Consider the following 18,622-nt stretch of genomic DNA (forward strand, 5'->3'; position numbering starts at 1 on the left):
GGGATTTTCGGCAACCCGCGAGCGTGCGTGCCGGACGCCGCTGCGCGCGCAGATGATCGACGCGTCGCCGGGGCGCGGTGAAGTCGTAGCCGGCGAAGACAGGCTGTTCACGGCAGCCAGGACAGATGCGCTTCCGGATCGGCCACGCACTGCCTTGGAAAGAGAGCCGGCACGCGACGCACACGTGGTGTTGGAGGGCGCCGTTGAACGCGTGGTGGCACATGGCCCGACGGGGTCCGCATCGTCCGCGGGGGCCCCAACCGGACTCCTGGTCCTCGATCGTCCCCCGGTTTCAGGCGACCTCCATCGGACGACCTGCTGGTACCGCTCATGTGCCCAGACGCGCGGACACTTCTGATGCCAGATGCCCCGGAGTTCTCCGGGGCATCTGCTGGTGGACTCGACGGTACGTTGTGCGGTCAGCCCACGGTGTTGACTGTGTAGTCGCCGAGGAGATCAGTGTCGACGTCGATGGCGGTGGAACCGGCGTTGTACAGGTCGATCTCACCGTCCGTGCCCACCTTGACCAGCGCGGCGCCGGCGGCGGGGTGTCCGCTGGTGTAGTCGGCCGTGTGCACGTCCGGTCGGGTGGTGCCGTCGGCGTAGGCGACCAGGTAGCCGCTGCCGGTCGGCGAGGGCACCGTGAGATTGACGTCGACCGCGCTCACTCCGTTCGCCGGTACCCCGTGGGCGCCGGTGACTTTGAGTTTGAGCGTGGCGTGAGCGCCGAGCTTGGCGATCTTCCCGCCGGTCCCCGTACGGGTGTTGAGGATCCGTACCGGGCTGACCGGCTGGAACGTCGTCCCGGTCGCGGTGGGGCCGTACCAGCCGACCACGTCCGCGATGAGGTGCGCCGAGGACTTGCTGTTGTTGCGCAGTATGACCTTGCCGTTGATCAGCGAGGCCATGGGGACGACGATTTGGGCGGAGGCGGTCTGTCCCGTGACCCAGTACGGGCCGCTCACACCGGAGTTGACGGTGCTGTCGGGGGATACGGTGAGGCTGCCGGAGCCCTTGGTGGTGGTCGCCACCACGTCGAGTACCACGGCGTCGGCGCCGGCCGGGACGCCGTGGGCGCCTGAGACGGTCAGGGTGACCGAGCGACCGCCGGCGACTACACCGGTGTGGCCGCCGGTGCCGCTGCGGGTGTCGAGCAGGCGGACCGGTGTGGCGGGATGGTAGGTACGGCCGAACTGCGCGTGCGACTGGAGGCCGAGCGTGGCGACGTTGACGGTCACCGGGCCGGAGCTGCTGTTGTAGAGGTCGATCGCACCGGTGGGAGCAACCTTCACCGTCGCCTCGTTGCTGACTGTCCGGCCGGCTCCGAAACTGACGGTCGAGGTGCCCGGCCGGGTGGTGCCGTCGGTGTAGAGAGTGAGGGTGCCGCTCGCCTTGGCACCGCTGGTGACGATCCGCAGGCGCGCCGCGTCGACGCCGTCGGAGTCGGCGTGCACGGTGGCCGCGGAGAGCTTCAGCACCCCGTGGGCGGGGATCGTCCTCTCGGCGTCGTATTGAGCAGCGACGGGCAGGAAGGCGTCTGCGGCGTGCACGGTCACCCTGGCGGTGGTGGTGCGGCCGAGCAGGTCGGTCTGCGTCAGTGTGGCGGTGTACGAGCCCGCTGCCGGATACTGGTGCTCGATCTTCTGGGGGCCGTCGGCCAGGTTCTCCTGGTCGCCGTCACCGAACGTCAGGACCCGGTAGGCGACTTCCCAGGCGTTCGCCGGTTGCGGAACGGTGAACAGCGCGTCCCCGGCGTCGACCTCCCCGTCGGCAGTGGTGACCAGGGAGCCGGACAGCGAGGTGGCCGGCGCCGCGGTCGTACCCGCGTCGACGGCCGGGGACCGGACGGTGCGGCTCGACCCGTCGACGTCGGTCACCGTGACGGCCGGGCCATACACGCCCGGCGTGGTGTAGGTGTGCGTGATCGGCGCGCCCGGTGCCTGGGTGACCGGAGCGCTGCCGTCACCGAAGTCGACCGAGTACGTCGCGATGGGCTTGCCCCACGAAGTGGTGGCGTCGTCGGTCTTCACCGAGGTGACGAACGGCGCGACGCCCCTCGACGGCGACGGCATGTCGTCGCTGGGGACGGTGATGGAGTCTTGCCGTTCGATGGCGCCTCGGTCGGGGCGGGCCGTCGGGCTGGTGCCGCTGTCGGCGACGAGCGGATCGTCCACGAGCGGGGCGCCATCGACGTCGGTGGTCAGCTCGCCCGGTGCGTGGGCATCGGCGGAGTCGATGAGCGCCGAGTGCTCGGGCGGCGCAGTGGTGGAGGGCAGGTTGAGCCCGTCGATGTCGTGCGCGCCCTGGCCGGTCGCGTCGTGCAGCGACACGGCGGTGGTGTAGGGGGCGTCGGCCCACGCGTACTCGGGGCGCGGCCGGACGGAGGTACCGGAACCGTTCGCCGCCGCGTTGTAGTCGCTGGTGACCTGGTCCGCGGATTCGGCGGACACGAAGTAGAGCGGAGCCGTGGGTGCCGGGCAGCTGTCGGTCTGCTTCGCCGGGGCGGAGGCGACCACGTTGTTCTCCACGGTCCCGGAGCTCGCGCCGTCCAGCGAGATTCCGGTGGCGCAGGGAGCGGTGACCGTGTTGCTGGTCACGGCCGCGCCGGAGGTCCCCGTCATCACGATCCCACCTTGCCGCGGGGTGGTCACCACGTTGGTGGTCACGGTGACCTGCGAGGCTCCCGGCTGCGCTCGCACGCCGTATGCGTACCCGTCCGGGATCCAGTTGCGCGACACGGTCACGCCCGAGGAGGCGCCGTCCACGCCGATCGCGGTGCCGGTGCCGCCGGTCGACGGCGCCGGGCGACGGAAGGCCAACCGCTCGAGCGTGATGCCCGTGGAGCCAGTCACCGCTACCGCGTCCGCGCCCGGGTATCCGATCCCCAGCGACTGGATGCGTACGTCGTGCACCGCCTTGAGCGTCAGCGCGGGAGCGGAACCCTTCGGCGTGAGGACCGGCGGCGAGCCGCTGGGGGCGAGGGCGGCGCCGGTGAACGTGATCGGGGCGTCCTCGGTGCCGGATCGGGTCAGGGTCACGGACTCGACGTAGGGCAGATCGTCGGGCGACTCGAGACGAACCGTCTGCCCGGGCAACACCACGTCCGCCGCCGCCTGCACCGTGCAGAAGGGCATGCTCGCCGAGCCCGTTCCCGTGTCGCTGCAGGCTCCGTCGTGATTCACATACAGCGTCCCGGCCGGGCTCGGGTCCGCCGCCGCCTCACCGGTTCCCCAGCAGCTCACCACCCCGGCCACCACGAGAACGGCCACGGACACACTGGATGCGGGGCGAGGTCTTCGCATATGAGCTCCAAGGAGGATCGGCGGTGCGGATGACGGCGCCGGGGGCCTGGTGCGCGGGTCATCGACCCACAACCCGTGTGGCGATGATGTGGTGGGGGCGAGCACCCAGTCGCAAGCACGCTGCAGGTCCCGGACGGTTCCGCTCAGCAGCTACACGTACCCTTCATGATCTCAGCCCCACCCCAAAGGAACAGCCACGATCCGACCTGGCCTTCCCCAAGTCGCCAGCCTTTCCTGGGCAATTGCACGGGCAGCCGAAGACGCGACCGAGCAGCTGGGGCCGTGCACCTCCCGCATGCTGCCGTCCGCTCCCGCCTGCTCACCACCGGGGCGGGGCAGTTCGAGGCCCAAGACCTGAACGTCTTCGAGTCCGAAGCGCACGAGGTGCCGGCGCACGTGTCGCAGAGCGGCTCGGTCCCGCCGTGCTCGCCGGTCGCCACGATGGCCCGGATTCCCATGTTCGTGCCCAGGGCGAACAGGGCCAGGAGTAGGCGTCGTTGCAGGACGGCGCGGTCGATGTTGGGAACCCGAGGGTCCGGCGTCCCGATTCCCGGGTGCGGCCCCTTGGGTTGGTTGTGAACCCGCGCCAGGGGTGCGTCCCGTCCGGAATCGGTCTCACGCTTCGTCGCGGTGCATGAGGTGGCCGTCGGCCAGCCGCCAGTAGCGTTGGTGGTCAGTCAGTTGCCAGGTCTCGTCGGCAGCGATCGCCTGCCTGATCCATTCGTGGAGTTGTGGGAGGGCCTGCGCTCGTAGAACAGCGCGGGTGGCCGCACGTTCAGTGGCGTCGACGGGGTGGATGTCTATGCGGAAGCCGACCATGTCCGGATGGATGCCGCGGCCGTAGTTGCGGCGGTTCGGAGCGGTCCATGCTGCTCCCAGGACGATGGTCCCGCTGTCATGTCCGGTGAGGAACGCCAGGTCCGTGACTCGGGTCATGTAGGGGCCGAGGCATTCGTTGATGTCGGTGGCGGTCAGTGGCCAGGCACGGTGCCGGGGCAGTCTTCGATTTCGTGCGGACATGGCAAGCAGAATGGCAGAACGTCACTGTCGAATCTCAAGCATTTGATCGGCGACCCGCTCCAGCAATGGCCGCGCGGAGTCCGCGTAGGCTCGTGGTATTGGCGGTCTGGTTGTTGATCAGCAGGTGGAGGTTCGCGGTGGTCGGCCACCGGCGGCACCGGTGCTCCAGTCAGTCCAGCAGCAGCTGCAAGGTAGATCGTCTAGGAGCTGTCCGGCCGATCACGGTCGTAGGCGGTCCGGCATGATGCCCGGGTGAGCATCATCGTCGAGTTCTTCGCGGCTCCGGATGACGCGTCAGCGGCTCTGGTTCTTCAGACCGGGCCGCGACGCGCATTTGAGTCGCTCTCCTTCGGCAACTTCGATCCTGAAGAAGCTGTGGTCGAGTGGGAGTGCCTTCTTGCCGGCGGCAGCTTTGAGGACCTTGTCGAAGCCGGTAAGCCTCGTCTCGTTGCTGGTCATGATGATGACGGGTGCGTCGTCTTGGCGGTCTCGCCTCGCCTGTCCGCAGCGCTCGCCGAGGCCGAGTGGTCCGAGTTGAAGGACGTCGCGGTCTCATGGACCGCGCAGCGTGCGGAGGACGGCGAGGTCATCGACACGGAGAACGCCTCCGTGATCCTGGGTGAGCTGGCTGCTCTCGTAAGAAGCGCCCGGCACCAGGGCCAAGGCGTCTACTGCTGGGTCGCGTAGGAATTCACGTTCGGAGCCAGATCGCCACGGACGCTGCGGTGGCGGTGCCGAGGAAGACGTAGCCGCGCTTGTCGTAGCGAGTCGCGACCGCCCGGGACTGTTTCAGACGGTTGATCGCCCGTTCGGCGGTGTTGCGCTTCTTGTGGCGGTCCTCGTCGAACCCAGGTGGCCGTCCGCCGCGTGACCCTTTCCGCAGGCGGGCGGTTTGGCTGTCGGTCTTCTCCGGGATCGCGTGGCGGATCCCCCGCCGTCTCAGGTACTTGCGAACAGGGCCGTTGCTGTATGCCTTGTCGGCAGCGAGGCTGTCCGGTATCTCCGCATCGGCTGCGCGCACTCCGTCGAGTCCTTCATTGCCATCTGACCGGCCGGTGAAGACATCGCCGATATCCTCACCCGCAAAGCTTCGCCGGAACCACCATCGCTCTACCTCCGCCATGTGCCGGATCAAGCCCAGGAGGGTGAGGTTCGACGGCTCTACGGTCGTCCGCGCCAATTGGGTCGGCTCAAGCCCGGCGCATTTGGCCAGCAACGTCTCCCGGTGCCAGTTCAGCCAACCCTCCAACATCTGACGCTCAGTTACGGTACCCAGGTCGCCTAGCTGCTTGGTGCGCTCGACTTGTGGTGCTGTCCATGCCATGGATACACCCTGCACTGCCCTACGGGAGGGATCAAACACACGCTATGGCAGTGCGGTCGGGCTGTCTTTCGTGATTACTGAGCGTAGAGAAATCCGTGATCACATAGCCCCTGGCCGCTCGGATGCCCTCCACCTCCGGGTCACCCTATTGCCGGTCGATCTAAAGGATGTTACACAGGGCCCTGATCAAGCAGCCTGAAGCGGGAGCGGGGCTTGGTGGTCATGCGGCGAGGGCGAGGTTACCCTTAGTACATAGTTGAGTTGGCGGCCGAGACCGACGAGCGAGGGCACCGCCTGGTAGGCCGCAACGACCGCCACTGCCCCGCACCGTGACCACCGCCGCCGGGCTGGTCGAGCTCACCGCGCCGCGGGTGAACGACCGCCGCGTCGACGAGGTCACCGGCGAATGCAAGCGGTTCTCCTCGCTGGAGCACCAGTAGCACCTAACACACTGAGAAGAGGCGCTCCGGCTTCTTGTCAGCCGATGCGGCCGGAGCGTCTCGTGTCCGATCTTCAGTGGCCCATAGGCACTATCGGTTATCGAGGTGCTGGTGGGACGTTCAATGCTGCTTGCGGGCCTGGTAGCGGTTCGCCAGGGCGTGGAAGGACTCCTTGGGTTCCCAGGGCATGTCCGGGTACGTACGCGCGTCCGCGGGGTAGCCGCTGTGCTCGTCGAGGATCTTGACGATGCCGTAGGAGGCGAGGTCGGGGTCCGGTCCGGACAGGCGGTGGGGAGTGCCGTAGCCGGCGAAGCTGAACCAGAAGACGGAGTCGACTCCCTCGTCTTCGAAGACGGACATGAGGTCGTCGAGATAGCGGACCTGCTCGCTCTCGTCACGCACCAGGTGCGGCTTGGGGGTGACACCGTCCGGCTCCATGGCCACGTACCAGCCCGAGCCGCCGTAGTCGCCCGCCCCGTGGAAGGTGCAGCAGCCGACTTCCATGACGGCCACCGGCTTGCCATGGGTGAACTCTTTGCGCAGGTCGTCGCGGTATGTGGCGGCGTTGCGCAGACTCCGGAAGGCATCCAGGCCGACGATGTCGAACGGGCTCCAGTCCACGCCGTCCAGGGGGCACGAGGCGTAGCTGACCGGGCCGGCGAAGAGAGGGCGCACGGTGCGGACGACGTCGCCGAGGAAGGCGTTGACCTTGTCGGGGATGGGCCGGAGTGCGGCCTCGCGATCAGGGCCGGCCAGGACCGGGATGCGCTCGTTGAAGGTTTCGCCGGGCAGGTACCCGCGGGCGAACAGGCTCAGTTCGCAGCCGGTGACAAGGACGACGTCGGCGCCATCAAGGCGGAGGCGTTCGGCCCGCTCGGCGCAGTCGGCGAAGTACGGCAGCATCTGTTCGTTGGTCATCTCGCAGGGGAAAGGCGAGAACCAGACCTCCAGCCCGGCGGCGGCCGCATGCCGCGCGGTGGTCTCGATCCGGTCCGGGTCGCCGCCCGTGATGCGAATCGCGGTGCAGTGCAGATCTTCGGCGATGATCCGCATGTCCCGCGCGACGACATCGGCGTCGAAGACGGGGCGGGAGGTATCGCCGTTGGGAAAGGTGCCGGTGTCGTAGTGGATGCCTTTGCCTCGCATGCCTTGCGCCTCCATAAGAATCCGCGTGTCGCCTACAGCCCGATCGTCAAGCCTCCAGCAGCGTCAGAGTCAAGCCCGGGCGGGTCAGGACCAGCACTTGGCGGTATGTGATGAGACAGCATGCGAGTCACAGGAAGGCTTCGTGGATGTCAGCCCTGCGTTCCCAGCGGATGCGCAAGCGTCGGAAGCCATGGAGCCAGGCGAAGGTGTGCTCGTCCACCGTGAGCGGAGTACCCCGCCAAACAGCACCGGCAGGAATGGCCGCTCCAGGAACGGCCCGGCGTGGCTCTCCTGCCAGTGCGAGCGTGGGGCGCGGGCAGCGTTCCCACGCCCGGAGGCCGGGGCGTCGCGGTAGGCGTCGTAGCGCTCCGACTTCGCGACCAGGCGGACGTACGGCATGGTGCGGTCGAACTCCACGAACGCGCTTCCGCCGTCGGACGGGAGCCCGTCGCGCTTGTGGACGAGTTGGTCGTCCGGGACGGCGACGTACTCGGCGTGGCTGGAGCGTTCCCAGGACCGGCCGAGGACCGGGTCCCCGGGTGCCCAGCCGGTCACCGCCGGCCCGTTCGCGGTGATGGTGCCGGCCAGGTCGCTGTCCTGGCCGGAGGGGAAGGCCGCGGGGAACGCTCCTGGAGGGCCCCATGCGGATCTTGGCCTCGCCCGGGTTGATCCCGGCGCGCCGTACCCGGACCAGGACGTCCCGCGGGCCGAGTGGACGCGCCTCGACGTCCTCCACGCCGAGCACGTCGATGTCTCCGTACCGCTGGAAACGTACGGCTTTCACTCGTGTTCCTCTTCCTCCGGCCGGAAATGGCTGTCGATGAAGGCGGCGACTTGGTCGAGGGCCTGCGCGGCCTCGTCGACGACCGGGGCGAAGCCCTGGAAGACGTGCGGTGCTCCGGGGAAGGTCCGCAGGGTGACCGGGACGTCGGCGTGGGCGGCCCGCGCGGCCAGCCGCAGGGCATCGTCGAGCAGGATCTCCCGGCCTCCGGCCTGGATCAGCAGTGGCGGCAGTCCGTGCAGGTCGGCGTGCAGCGGACTGGCCAGCGGGGTGCGTGGATCCGCCCCGGCGAGGTAGTCGGCGGCCCGGGCCTGAAGGGCCCGCCGGGTGAGCGCCGGATCCGCGTCGGCTCGGGTCGCCATGCTGCCGCCGGACTGGGTGAGGTCCGTCCACGGAGACAGGACGGTGGCGGACGAGGGCTGCGGCAGCCCCGCGTCCCGGATCGCCAGCAGCAGAGCCAGGGCGAGGCCACCGCCGGCCGACTCGCCGACGACCGCGACCGACCCTGCCGGGGTGCCCTCGTCGAGTAGTGCCCGGTAGGCGGCGAGGACATCGTCCACGGCGGCCGGGAAGGGATGTTCGGGGGCGAGTCGGTAGTCGACGGAGAGGGCGGTGGCCACGGTGCGTCTGGCGATCTCGGAGGCCAGGCCGACGCCGGCGGCGGCGGAGCCGAGCGCGTAGGCGCCGCCGTGGAAGTACAGCAGGGTGCCGGCTGTCGGCGCGGTGGCGCCGGCGCGCACCTCGACGGCGGGCACCCCGCCCAGCTCGGTGGTCCGGGTGCGGACGTCGTCGGGCAGCGGCGCGGAGCCGAGCATCTCGTCGAAGATGCGGCGCATCTTCGCCACGTCGCCGCCCAGGTCCAGCGGAGAGTTCAGCAACAGGTCGGAGACGGAGTCCAGCTGACTGCGGGTCATGTCGTCGTTTCCTTTCAGGGAGGAAGGAGAGGAGATGTGGTCGGTCCGGGAACGGGTGCGGGGGCGGTACCGCGCCGCTCATGGCTGCTCCCGCGCTTGGAGAGTTCGCGGGCGGTCGCCCGGCGACGGGATCAACCCTCCGTCGCCTGCGCTTATTTGTCTAATGAATCATTGAAATCTAGATTATGCCGATGGTGCATATTGAACGAGTGGACCTCAACCTGCTGGCCCCACTGGCGGCGCTGCTGGAGGAGCGACATGTCTCGCGCGCCGCTGAAGTCGCCGGGATGAGCCAGCCGGCGATGAGCCGGGCCCTGCAGCGGCTGCGGGACACCCTCGACGACGAACTGCTGGTGCGCACCCCGCGCGGGTACCGGCTCACCCCTCGGGCCGAGCGCGTCCAACGCCAACTGCGGGCGGTCCTGCCGCGACTGGAGAGCCTGTTCGCCCCGGAAGGGTTCGACTCCGCCGAGGCCGCCGAGGTCTTCCGGGTCGCGGGGACCGACTTCACCCAGGTCTTCGCGCCCGCGGTATTCCAGCGTGTCTTCCGCGAGTCGCCGCGCTCCACACTGCACTTCCGCACCTGGCACGACACCATCTACGAAGACCTCGAACGGGGCATCGTCGACCTCGTCTTCTTCGCCTGGTCGGCTCCGGCCCCAGCACTGCGCACCGAACATCTTCTCGACGACCGGTTCGTGTGCGTGCTCTCCGCGGACCACCCGCTGGCCGAGCAGCCGGGAATCGCCCTGCAGGAGTACCTGGGCGGCACCCATGTGATCGTCGGCACCATCGGCGAGCGTCAGACCGCGATCGAGCAACGCCTGGAAGACCTCGGAGAGCACCGCCGGGCCGGACTGACCGTGCCCTACCACTCGCTGGCCCTGCGCTCGGTCCCGGGCACCCGGCTGATCCTCACACTGCCCGCGCGGCTACTCGCGGAGCAGCGCCCGGATCCCGGGATCCGGATCCTGCCCGCTCCTCAGGAGATCCGCCCGCTGGACTACCAGATGGCCTGGCACCCCCGGCTCGACGGTGATCTAGGACAGCGCTGGCTCCGGGACGTCATCCGCGCCGTCACCGCCGAACTGCCGGAGGCGCCCTGGGAGTTGTCCTGAAGACCGGCGGCCAACTCCCCGCGCGCCGTACGGCGAGAATGTCATGGAGGAACTGGTCGAGGCAGGGCCCCTCCCGGCCGCCTCCACCGGCCGCTACCAACTCCGCGACCTGCTCCACCGCGCGGGACTACTCCTCGTACCGGATGCCGTGGCGGGCGGCGATGGCGTTGAGTCTCACCGGGTCGACGCTGCCGTCGGCGCGCTGTACGGCCGGTCCGGCCTCGGCCATGTCCTCCATGTAGCACTCCCAGCCCCCCGGCGAGGACATCTGCAGCAACCGGGGCGGGACTTCGGCGGCGCGGCTCAGTGCGTGCGGCACACCGTGCGGCAGCAGGACGAATGAGCCAGCCGGAACGGTGAAGTCCTGACCGTCGAAATGCACGCCGAGCTCGCCCTCCAGCACATAGATCATCTCGTCGGAGGCGTGGTGGGTGTGGCGGGGGATGTCGCGGACGAGGGTGACCTCCAGCAGGGAGAGGCGGCCCTCGGTGTCCTGGGTATTCGCTTTGACCCGCAAGGTCGGGGGCAGGGTGACACGGCCCGGCCGATGCTCCCCGGGCAACAGCTTGATGAACCGCTCCATCGGCATACTGGTCTTACCCCTTCTGTCCTGGTCGGCGGAAGATGGAGGTCGTGCCGGTCACGCCGCTTTCACCGCAGGGCGTCGTGGATCAGGTGGGCGGCCTGGGCCTGGGTGTCGAAGATCATGGTCGTCTCGGCCACTCGTCCTTCGCGGACGACATGCCATTCGTGCAGCAGCATCGAGGCATGCCCCGCGGGGGTGCGGACGTCGATCTCGTACACGCAGGACACCTCGTCGCCGTCCTCCCACAGGCGCAGGATCCGGAAGTCCTGGATCAACTCCGTCTTGCGCTCGGCTCCGGCGAAGAACTCCGCTTCGGTTCCACCGGTGGTCATCAGGGGCGCGCGGAAGGAGAAGTCCTCGCTCACCGCGGTGCGCGCCCTGGCGATGTCACCGGAGAAGAACGCGGCGAGGAAGTCGGCCACCACCGTTGCGGGGGGCGGCGTCGGTGCGGTTTCCGGGGTTAAGGGCATGGCTCATCTCCATTCGGAGGGCTGGTCAGGCCAGCATCCATCTCTTACAGTGCTGTCAGATATAGTGCGTATCTCTTACACGACTGTCAAGACTGGAGGTCAGGTGACGGGCACGTCGCGTGGTTCGGCGGCAGCAGGCGGGCAGCCGCGCTCACGACGCAGGGCGGACGCCCAGCGCAGCATCGCCGCGGTCCTGGACGCGGCGGAGCGGGTGCTGGTGCAGCGCCCCGAGGCGAGCATGGACGAGATCGCCAGGGCCGCCGGAGTGACGCGGCAAACCGTCTACGCCCACTTCCGCTCCCGCGACGCGCTGCTGAGGGCGCTTCTCGAGCGGTTCACGCAACGCGTCGCGGCCGTTCTTGACGCCGCGGACCTGGAGTGCGGGCCGGCCGCCGACGCGATTGTTCGCTTTCTCGACTGCGCCTGGCAGGCGTCCGCGGCCGAACCCCTGCTGCTGCACATCTCCCAGCAATCCCGAACCGCGCAGGAGGACGACAGCCTGCACCAGCCGATCATCGGCCGGCTGTACGCACTGATCCGGCGCGGACAGGATCACGGGGAATTCGATCCGGAGCTCCCCGCCGCCTGGCTCGCGACCACGACGATCACCCTGGCCCACACCGCGGCGGAGGAAGCACGGGCGGGCCGGATGACCGACGACGAGGCCATCACGGCGCTGCGCCGCACGGTCCCCCGCATGCTCGCCGGTTCCCTGCCGCGAACAGGGTGACCTGCCGCGAACGGAGCGACCTGCCGCGAGGACCGCTTCACGCCCGGATCGCACCGCCTCCGGAAGAAGGCCCGCTCGGGCCCGGGTGCGCCGTACGGTCGTTCCACGGATGGCGACCAGGCAGTGACGCCGGGTCAGGATGAGCAAGAACCTCCCCAAGGAAGTCGAACGGTGGCTGTGCCCGGCTCGTCCGGCCACGCCGGTGCCCTGCCGTCCGTAGTCCGGCCGGGCCGGTACTACTGCTTGTCCGCGGCCTTGAGGTGGGTGTCGAACCAGTCGATGGCGACCGAGGAGGACAGCTCGAACTGCTGGACGTAAGGGGAGAAGTGGTTGCCGTCCATGAAGACGAGCTTCTTCGGCTCCCGGGCGCGCGCGAAGCCGTCGAGGGCGATGTCGGTCGGAGCGACCTCGTCGTCCTTGGCCACGAGCATCAGCAGCGGGGTGGGGGCGATGCGGGAGATCCACTGGCCGGGCTCGTAGGCGCGGGCACGGCGGTTGGACTGGAGGGTGACCTCGTTGGTCCACTTGTCCTCGGGGGCCCAGTTCAAGTAGAAGTCGACCGCGCCCTGCTGGCGGTAGGCAGCCTGGTTGTCGGGGTTTGTGTCCACCAACCTCCGTTAGGACAACCCTCAGCATAGACGCGTACCTGCCTGCGTGACTTCACATCCCGTCACCCCGACAGCCAGAACAACAGATGAGGCACCTAGTGCCGTATCAGTCAACGTTTGCCCCTGTAGTCGGTGGCGCGTTGGCCGGAATCGCTGCGCCGCCGGCGTGACCATGGCAGCCTGGCGGGCGTGGCCGATCGTGCCCGGGCGACGGGAGATCAACCGGCACCGGGCATCATCGTCTCCGGCCCGGCCGCCCGAATTTAACTCGCCGCGTCAGCGGGAGTGCCGATTTAATCCCGCCATGCGCATCACCTCAGAAACCGTCGCTGACGGCATCCGCGAACAGCTCTTCACTATCGGGGACATCCCCGGGGTGCTCTGGACGCCCGCCGAGGGCTCCGGTCCCCGTCCGCTGGTCTTGATCGGGCACGGCGGCGGCCAGCACAAGAAGGGATGGGAGGTCGTCTCCCGAGCCTTCCCCTACGTCACCTCCTGCGGCTTCGCGGTCGCCGCGATCGACGCGCCCGGTACCGGCGACAGGCCGGAGCACCCGGAGATCCGGCGGCTGGTCGCGGTCATCGACGAACGAAAGGCGGCGGGCGAGCCCTTCGGCCCAGAATGGCCCGCCCTCTGCGAAGTCGTGGCGTCACAACTCATACCCGACTGGCAGACCACCCTGGACGCACTCCAGAAACTGGACTCCGTCGGCGAGGGCCAGCCCGTCGGGTATTACGGCCTGTCCGCTGCGGGTGAGACGGGCATCCGCCTCGTCGCGGCCGAACCTCGGATCACGGCTGCGGTCCTCGGTCTCATCGCAAGCGACTGGCTCACCGACACCGCGGCGCGGATCACCGTCCCGGTCGAGTTCGTGCTGCAGTGGGACGATGAAGGGCATCCGCGGGACTCCGTCATGAAGCTGTTCGACGCACTCGGCTCCGCCGAGAAGACCCTGCACGCCAACCCCGGCGGCCACTTTCGAATCCCGTCCTTCGAAATCGACAGCTCGACCCGGTTCTTCGCCCGGCACTTGGGCAGCCCTGGAACCGCGAGCAGCTCCTGACACCACCAGCGCCACGCCGACGTGCGGTCTGCCGCCCAGCGCCGTGCCACTCCCGCCGCGGTCACGCCTACGGCGCGCGATTCCGGCCGACGCGCCGCCGACTACAGGGCAAACGTTGCCTGATACGGCACTAGGAAGCGCGACTTCTCTTGCGAGGGCGGCAAGGGGTGCACCCCGGACCAGCGCCCAGCTCTCCCCCCAATGAGCTACGACGTGGAGTGCGAGATGAGCGACGGGAAAAAGATGGTGGCCGTCTCTGTGGTGGTCGGGGTGTTCCCGGTGGTGATCTACGTCGCGTGGCAACGCGTCGCTGACCAGCGCACACAGCGGCCATGGACAAACCGTCGGCGTCGTTGCACGCTCGTGCCGGTCGTCGAAGACCGCCCGGACAGACCGAAGTGAGGGAGCGTCTCAGGCCCGCAGCCGGGCCACCGCCTCCTCCAGGACCGAGGCCTGCTTGCAGAAGGCGAACCGCACCTGCGTGCGGCCGGTGTCGGGGTCGTCGTAGAAGGCCTGGTTCGGGATTCCCACGACGCCGCGCCGCTGGGCGAGTTCGCGGCAGAAGGCCATCCCGTCCACGACTCCGAGGCGGGCCACGTCGGTGGTGACGAAGTAGGTGCCCTCGGGCCGGAACACGTCGAAGCCGGTGGCGGAGAGGCCGTCGCACAGCAGGTCGCGTCTCCGGCGGTGGTCGTCTTGGAGCGTCGTGTAGTAGTCGTCGGGGAGGGCGAGTGCTTCGGCCACCGCGAACTGGAAGGGACCGCCGCCGGCGAAGGTCAGGTACTGCTTGGCCGTCAGGACAGCGGTGACGTGCTCCGGCGGCGCGGTGACCCAGCCGATCTTCCAGCCGGTGAAGGAGAAGGTCTTGCCCGCCGAGGAGATCGAGACCGTCCGCTCCCGCATGCCGGGGAACGAGGCGAGGGGCAGGTGCTCGGCGTCCAGGGCCAGGTGCTCGTAGACCTCGTCGGTGACGACCAGGAGGTCGCGTTCGACGGCCAGTTCCGCGATCGCGGCGAGTTCCTCCCGGTTCAGCACCATGCCGGTCGGGTTGTGCGGCGAGTTCAGCAGCAGGAGCCGCGTCCTCGGGGTGATGGCGGCACGCAGGGCCGTGAGGTCCGGCCGGAAGGCCGGTGCGCGGAGCATGAGGGGGACGCGGACGGCTCCGGCCATCGCGATGCACGCCGCGTAGGAGTCGTAGAAGGGCTCGAAGGTGATCACTTCGTCGCCGGGTTCCAGCAGGGCGAGCGTCGTGGCCGCGATGGCCTCGGTCGCGCCGGCGGTGATCAGGACCTCGGTGTCCGGATCGCAGGAGAGCCCGTAGAAGCGCTTCTGGTGGTCGGAGACCGCCAGCCGCAGCTCCGGGACGCCCCGGCCGGGCGGGTACTGGTTGCCCCGCCCGTCGCGGATCGCCCGGACCGCCGCCTCGGCGATCGAGTCCGGACCGTCGGTGTCGGGGAAGCCCTGGCCGAGGTTGATCGCCCCGGTGGCGGCGGCCAGGGCCGACATCTCCGCGAAGATCGACGTGCCGGTGCCCTGGAGCCTGCTGTTCAGTAACGGGCGGGGGGGGCGGGCCGGGCGGTCATCGAGCCGCTCACGCGTCGGTCTCGCGGTCCGCCGTGGCGCAGACGGCCCAGGTCCGATGCGGGATCCGGAGTACCTCGCCGGGGAAGGAGTCGCGCAGGACCGTGGTGAGCCGCTCGGTGAACTCCGCGACCTTCTCCGGCGTGAGGCTGGCCCCGACGCCGGCGCTGGCGCGGATCCGGCCGGTCCAGTCCTCGGGCGTGTAAGGGATGTTCAGGTCGAAAGAGAAGGTCTCGATGTCGGTGAAGCCGGCCGAGGCCAGGTCGGTCAGCCAGCGGGGGTAGAGGCCGGTTCCACCGCCCATGGTCCAGGCGGGGTTGAAGGCGGTGATGAGGTCCTCGGTCGCGGCCACCACGTTCCCGGGGAGGGGCAGCCAGTCGAAGTGCGCGATGGTGACCAGACCGCCGGGGCGCAGCAGGCGCCGGATCTCGGCGGTCGCCCTGGGGGCGTCGAACCAGTGCCAGCACTGGCCCGCCGAGACGACGTCGAAGGTGCCGGCCGGCAGACCGGTCGACTCGGCGCTGCCGACGTGGTAGTCGATCTCGACGCCGGCGGCCCGGTCGAGCCGCGCGGCCTGTTCGAGGAGCGGCGCCGCGGGGTCGAGCCCGGTGACCCGGGCTCCGGCGAGGGCGAACAGCCGGGCCAGGCTGCCGGTGCCGGTGCCGAGGTCGAGGATCGTCTGGTCGGGCAGTCCGATGCCGTAGGGCTTCAGCCGGGTGATCAGCTCGGGCGGGAAACCGGCCCGGTGGCGGCTGTAGTCCTCGGCGGTCCGCCCGAAGTCCGGATTGAACCCACGGGTCATGCGTTTCTCCCTGAGAGGTGTGATGGTGTGGCGGGCACGGATCGGCTCAGGCGGGTTGGGGTTCCGATGTCGGTTCCTCCACCTGCCGGGTGCGTTCCGCCCATCGGGCCACCACGGGGGTGGCGAGACCGGCGGCGGCGAGCAGGGCGGCCAAGGCCGCCCAGCCGAGCCAGCCATGACTGACAATCATAAAGGTGGTCACAGCGGGGGTGATCGCGGTCCCGAGCTGCGAGGTCAGGCCGAACAGCCCTTGGTACTGGCCATGGGCGTGCTCCGGCGCGAGCTCGTACGAGAGCGCCCAGGAGCCCGCACTGTAGAGGAGTTCGCCGACGGTGTGCGCCACCACGCCGAGAGCGAGAACGGCCACGGCGGTCACAGGGGACTGTCCGGCGGCGAGTGTGAAGATCACGCAGCAGGCGGCGAGCCAAAGCCCGGAACGCCGCATGGCCCGGGCGCCGCCCCGGACGTCCTCGGCACCCCGGCTGACGGGGATCTGACAGATCACCACCAGCACGGTGTTGATGAGGAGCAGGCCGGCGTAGACCGAGGTGGGAGCCTCGGTGCGCTCCGCGATCCAGATCGGCAGCGCCACGTTGAGGATGCCGGTGTTGGTGATCAGGACGGCGTTGAGGACCCCGATCGCGGCGTAGGGACGGTCGCGCAGCACCGGCCAGCGGGAGCCCGTCGGCGTTCCGGCGACCACCGGCGGGGCGGAGAGCGCGAGCAGGATCAGGCCGGCGGCCACGAACGCGGCGCCGGCGCCCAGGAGTTCGGCGGTGTACGCGGCCTGGGTGTCGCTGCCGAGGGCGGCGCCTCCCGCCAGGGTGCCGACGGAGAAGCCCACGTTGGTCACCGACCGCAGGTAGGCGCGGGTGCGCACCCGGTCGGGGCCGGAGACCACGCCGGCCACCAGGGCCCCGCGCGCGGCGGTGGACCCGGACTCCGCCACGGCGACCAGGCCGGTCGCGATCAGAAAGCCGGTGAAGCCGCCGACCATCGGGTAGGTCCAGAGCGCCGCCCCCTGGAGCACGACGTACCAGGTCGAGGTGGTCCGGGCGCCGATCACGTCCGCGAGGCGGCCCGCGGGGATGCTGGCCACCATGCCCGCCACCGCGGCGACCGTCAGCCCGAGGCCGACCCGGGCGGCCGGGATGCCGACCGAGCGGGTGAAGTAAATGACGGAGACGGTCACCACGATGCCCTGGCCGATGCTCCTGGCCAGCGTGCTCAGGGCCAGTGCCCAGACCGGCCGGGACCACGGCAGCAGCATGTGCAGAATCCGCGCCGATTCTCTCCGAACTTCCATGACGTCCTATTCATCCCGTTCATCAGAAAGGCTGCCGGCATCGGCCGGCAGGGCAGCAGTTGCATGTATGGACTCTGAATATAGAGGCCGCTACGATTTTGCTTCACGGGTGTTTCCGGGGTTTCCGGCGCGCGCTTACGGGGTAGTTATTCTGAGGTTTTCGGAGCCTTTCGCATGTCACTTTCTCTTCCTGTTCTCCACATCGGCTGGATGAGTCGCGCGGTGGCGGCGCTGGTCAGGGCCGAGGTGCCGGTCGCCTGCGCTGTGGCGCCCGGTGACGCCGCCGCGGCGCGTGCGGCGGGCGCCACGGCGGTCGTGGTCCCCGATCCGGCCAGCACCACCGGAGTCCTGGCCGGGCTGGCCCGAAGCGGCCTCGCCGTCAGCGACTTCGCGGCGGTCTGCAGTGGTCTGGAGTTCTGCGTCGAGAACGCGGCGGCCATCTCCGACTTCGGCGGTCTCGGCGCCCCCTCGCTCCAGAGGGTCCTCGGGATGCGGGACAAGTTCGTTCAGAAGCAGGCCGTCCGGCGGGCTGACGTGCGGGCCGCGCACTGCAGCCTGGTGGAGAAGCTCGATGAGCTGGAAACGGCGTCGCTGGAATTCCCGAAGGTGCTCAAGCCGCTGGACGGCGGCGGCGCCCGGCATACATTCTTGATAAGCGACAGGGAAAGCCTCCGGGAGGCCGTCGAAAAGGCACGCCAGGGCGGAAGCGGACCGTGGCTGATCGAAGAGTTCATCCCCGGTACCGAATTCCAGGTGGACGGGCTCGTGCGCGCCGGGGAGATCCGCCTGCTGTCGGTATCCCGCTACATGCAGAACCTGATCGAGGTGCACCGGGGCGGGATCGTGGCACACGTCGTCCTGCCCCCGTCCGGCTTCCCCGACCTCTACGCGGGGATCCGGGATGTGACGGAGCGGGCTCTCAAGGCGCTCGACTACCACGATGGCGTCTTCCACCTTGAGGTCTTCCGGCACGCGGAGGACGGGGGGATCGTGTTCGGTGAGTGCGGGGCACGCGTCGGCGGCGGCAGGACCGACGAGGTGGTCGAGCGCGCCTTCGGCGTCAACCTGCACGACGAGTGGGCGCGCGCGGCACTCGGCCGGCCCTCCTCGGTCTCCGGTGAGCCCGACCACGCACTCGATGCCGTCTTCGGCGGGGTGAACCTGCCGGCCCGCTCCGGTGTCCTCCGGACGGTTCCCTCCGCCGAGGAGGTGCTGGCCCGGCCGGGGGTGGAGTACGTGGAGGTCAGCGCGGCCCCGGGAACCGTGGTGCCGGACGCGACCGCGGCGTCGCACATCCGGGCCGGGGTGGCCGTGGTCTCGGGCGCGGATGTCCGGGAAGTGGAACTGCGCGTGAGCGACCTGACCTCGTGGTTCGCCGGTGCGACCACGGCTGAGCCGAGCGGGCCGGACGCGCGCGGGTGAGTACGGCGC

The 18,622-nt window shown here is 69.4% G+C and carries 16 protein-coding genes and 4 pseudogenes; 7 read left to right on the top strand and 13 right to left on the bottom strand.

The features are described from left to right. Window positions 1–419: 419 nt before the first annotated feature. A complete protein-coding gene (locus AB0927_RS31870; RefSeq protein ID WP_366671255.1) occupies window positions 420–3,269 on the bottom strand; it encodes a PKD domain-containing protein in 2,850 nt (949 codons plus the stop codon). A gap of 648 nt (window positions 3,270–3,917) precedes the next feature. After that, complete coding sequence (locus tag AB0927_RS31875; RefSeq protein WP_366671256.1) at window positions 3,918–4,322, bottom strand: hypothetical protein; 405 nt, start codon at window positions 4,320–4,322, stop codon at window positions 3,918–3,920. 252 nt (window positions 4,323–4,574) lie between these two features. Between AB0927_RS31875 and AB0927_RS31880 the strand changes: the two genes are divergently transcribed. Further along, window positions 4,575–5,009, top strand: a complete 435-nt coding sequence (locus AB0927_RS31880; protein WP_366671257.1) for a hypothetical protein — start codon at window positions 4,575–4,577, stop codon at window positions 5,007–5,009. Between the two features lie 4 nt (window positions 5,010–5,013). Here the strand turns inward: AB0927_RS31880 and AB0927_RS31885 are convergent. Both AB0927_RS31885 and AB0927_RS31890 read right to left on the bottom strand, forming a co-directional pair. After that, window positions 5,014–5,274 (bottom strand): annotated as a pseudogene (locus AB0927_RS31885) (IS5/IS1182 family transposase); the annotation flags it as partial. 45 nt (window positions 5,275–5,319) lie between these two features. Next, window positions 5,320–5,562, bottom strand: a pseudogene (locus tag AB0927_RS31890) (DUF664 domain-containing protein); the annotation flags it as partial. A 348-nt stretch (window positions 5,563–5,910) separates the two neighbouring features. Between AB0927_RS31890 and AB0927_RS31895 the strand changes: the two are divergent. Beyond that, window positions 5,911–6,071 (top strand): annotated as a pseudogene (locus AB0927_RS31895) (IS256 family transposase); the annotation flags it as partial. A 135-nt stretch (window positions 6,072–6,206) separates the two neighbouring features. Here the strand turns inward: AB0927_RS31895 and AB0927_RS31900 are convergent. The 3 genes and pseudogenes from AB0927_RS31900 to AB0927_RS31910 all read right to left on the bottom strand — a co-directional run bounded on the left by AB0927_RS31900 (window position 6,207) and on the right by AB0927_RS31910 (window position 8,927). After that, on the bottom strand, window positions 6,207–7,232 hold the full coding sequence (locus AB0927_RS31900) for a hypothetical protein (RefSeq protein WP_366671258.1): 1,026 nt from the start codon (window positions 7,230–7,232) through the stop codon (window positions 6,207–6,209). Between the two features lie 127 nt (window positions 7,233–7,359). Continuing rightward, window positions 7,360–7,469, bottom strand: a pseudogene (locus tag AB0927_RS31905) (IS5/IS1182 family transposase); the annotation flags it as partial. A 543-nt stretch (window positions 7,470–8,012) separates the two neighbouring features. Next, complete coding sequence (locus AB0927_RS31910; protein ID WP_366671259.1) at window positions 8,013–8,927, bottom strand: alpha/beta hydrolase; 915 nt, start codon at window positions 8,925–8,927, stop codon at window positions 8,013–8,015. 191 nt (window positions 8,928–9,118) lie between these two features. On the opposite strand from AB0927_RS31910, the gene AB0927_RS31915 reads away from it, so the two are divergent. Beyond that, entirely contained in the window at window positions 9,119–10,045 is a 927-nt protein-coding gene (locus AB0927_RS31915; RefSeq protein WP_366671260.1) for a LysR family transcriptional regulator, read from the top strand. Between the two features lie 127 nt (window positions 10,046–10,172). Here the strand turns inward: AB0927_RS31915 and AB0927_RS31920 are convergent, their stop codons facing one another. Further along, the gene (locus AB0927_RS31920) at window positions 10,173–10,634 is read right to left on the bottom strand and encodes a cupin domain-containing protein (protein ID WP_366671261.1); all 462 of its coding nucleotides are present in this window, start codon (window positions 10,632–10,634) and stop codon (window positions 10,173–10,175) included. A 62-nt stretch (window positions 10,635–10,696) separates the two neighbouring features. Then, window positions 10,697–11,101 carry a nuclear transport factor 2 family protein gene (locus AB0927_RS31925; protein ID WP_366671262.1) on the bottom strand — a complete coding sequence of 135 codons (405 nt, stop codon included), beginning with the start codon at window positions 11,099–11,101 and terminating at the stop codon, window positions 10,697–10,699. Window positions 11,102–11,204: 103 nt separating this feature from the next. Here AB0927_RS31925 and AB0927_RS31930 point away from each other — a divergent pair, with 103 nt between their 5' ends. Continuing rightward, window positions 11,205–11,831, top strand: coding sequence for a TetR/AcrR family transcriptional regulator (locus tag AB0927_RS31930; protein WP_366671263.1), 627 nt, complete (start codon window positions 11,205–11,207; stop codon window positions 11,829–11,831). A 236-nt stretch (window positions 11,832–12,067) separates the two neighbouring features. Here the strand turns inward: AB0927_RS31930 and AB0927_RS31935 are convergent, their stop codons facing one another. Beyond that, window positions 12,068–12,439, bottom strand: a complete 372-nt coding sequence (locus AB0927_RS31935; RefSeq protein WP_366671264.1) for an alpha/beta hydrolase — start codon at window positions 12,437–12,439, stop codon at window positions 12,068–12,070. Window positions 12,440–12,743: 304 nt separating this feature from the next. On the opposite strand from AB0927_RS31935, the gene AB0927_RS31940 reads away from it, so the two are divergent. Further along, the gene (locus tag AB0927_RS31940) at window positions 12,744–13,502 is read left to right on the top strand and encodes an alpha/beta hydrolase (RefSeq protein WP_366671265.1); all 759 of its coding nucleotides are present in this window, start codon (window positions 12,744–12,746) and stop codon (window positions 13,500–13,502) included. 201 nt (window positions 13,503–13,703) lie between these two features. Further along, window positions 13,704–13,904: a hypothetical protein gene (locus AB0927_RS31945; protein ID WP_366671266.1), complete on the top strand. Its 201-nt coding sequence runs from the start codon at window positions 13,704–13,706 to the stop codon at window positions 13,902–13,904. Between the two features lie 9 nt (window positions 13,905–13,913). Here the strand turns inward: AB0927_RS31945 and AB0927_RS31950 are convergent, their stop codons facing one another. Genes AB0927_RS31950 through AB0927_RS31960 form a run of 3 tightly spaced genes read right to left on the bottom strand, consistent with a single transcriptional unit; the run spans window position 13,914 to window position 17,155 of the window. Next, window positions 13,914–15,053 (bottom strand): pyridoxal phosphate-dependent aminotransferase, encoded by a 1,140-nt coding sequence (locus AB0927_RS31950; RefSeq protein WP_366671303.1) that lies wholly within the window; start codon window positions 15,051–15,053, stop codon window positions 13,914–13,916. Between the two features lie 40 nt (window positions 15,054–15,093). Then, a complete protein-coding gene (locus AB0927_RS31955; protein WP_366671267.1) occupies window positions 15,094–15,885 on the bottom strand; it encodes a class I SAM-dependent methyltransferase in 792 nt (263 codons plus the stop codon). 46 nt (window positions 15,886–15,931) lie between these two features. Next, on the bottom strand, window positions 15,932–17,155 hold the full coding sequence (locus AB0927_RS31960) for an MFS transporter (protein ID WP_366671268.1): 1,224 nt from the start codon (window positions 17,153–17,155) through the stop codon (window positions 15,932–15,934). Between the two features lie 246 nt (window positions 17,156–17,401). Here AB0927_RS31960 and AB0927_RS31965 point away from each other — a divergent pair, with 246 nt between their 5' ends. Further along, entirely contained in the window at window positions 17,402–18,613 is a 1,212-nt protein-coding gene (locus AB0927_RS31965) for an ATP-grasp domain-containing protein (protein WP_366671269.1), read from the top strand. Window positions 18,614–18,622: the final 9 nt, after the last annotated feature.

The organism is Streptomyces sp. NPDC048106 (assembly GCF_040706415.1).
GTDB lineage: Bacteria > Actinomycetota > Actinomycetes > Streptomycetales > Streptomycetaceae > Streptomyces.

Excerpts from the sequence above, each read along its gene's own strand:
- AB0927_RS31960 (WP_366671268.1), bottom strand. The coding sequence starts at position 17,155 with ATGCTGCTGCCGTGGTCCCGGCCGGTCTGGGCACTGGCCCTGAGCACG.
- AB0927_RS31965 (WP_366671269.1), top strand. The coding sequence starts at position 17,402 with ATGAGTCGCGCGGTGGCGGCGCTGGTCAGGGCCGAGGTGCCGGTCGCC.
- AB0927_RS31955 (WP_366671267.1), bottom strand. The coding sequence starts at position 15,885 with ATGACCCGTGGGTTCAATCCGGACTTCGGGCGGACCGCCGAGGACTAC.
- AB0927_RS31920 (WP_366671261.1), bottom strand. The coding sequence starts at position 10,634 with ATGCCGATGGAGCGGTTCATCAAGCTGTTGCCCGGGGAGCATCGGCCG.
- AB0927_RS31875 (WP_366671256.1), bottom strand. The coding sequence starts at position 4,322 with ATGTCCGCACGAAATCGAAGACTGCCCCGGCACCGTGCCTGGCCACTG.
- AB0927_RS31940 (WP_366671265.1), top strand. The coding sequence starts at position 12,744 with ATGCGCATCACCTCAGAAACCGTCGCTGACGGCATCCGCGAACAGCTC.
- AB0927_RS31910 (WP_366671259.1), bottom strand. The coding sequence starts at position 8,927 with ATGACCCGCAGTCAGCTGGACTCCGTCTCCGACCTGTTGCTGAACTCT.
- AB0927_RS31915 (WP_366671260.1), top strand. The coding sequence starts at position 9,119 with ATGGTGCATATTGAACGAGTGGACCTCAACCTGCTGGCCCCACTGGCG.
- AB0927_RS31945 (WP_366671266.1), top strand. The coding sequence starts at position 13,704 with ATGAGCTACGACGTGGAGTGCGAGATGAGCGACGGGAAAAAGATGGTG.
- AB0927_RS31925 (WP_366671262.1), bottom strand. The coding sequence starts at position 11,101 with ATGCCCTTAACCCCGGAAACCGCACCGACGCCGCCCCCCGCAACGGTG.
- AB0927_RS31900 (WP_366671258.1), bottom strand. The coding sequence starts at position 7,232 with ATGCGAGGCAAAGGCATCCACTACGACACCGGCACCTTTCCCAACGGC.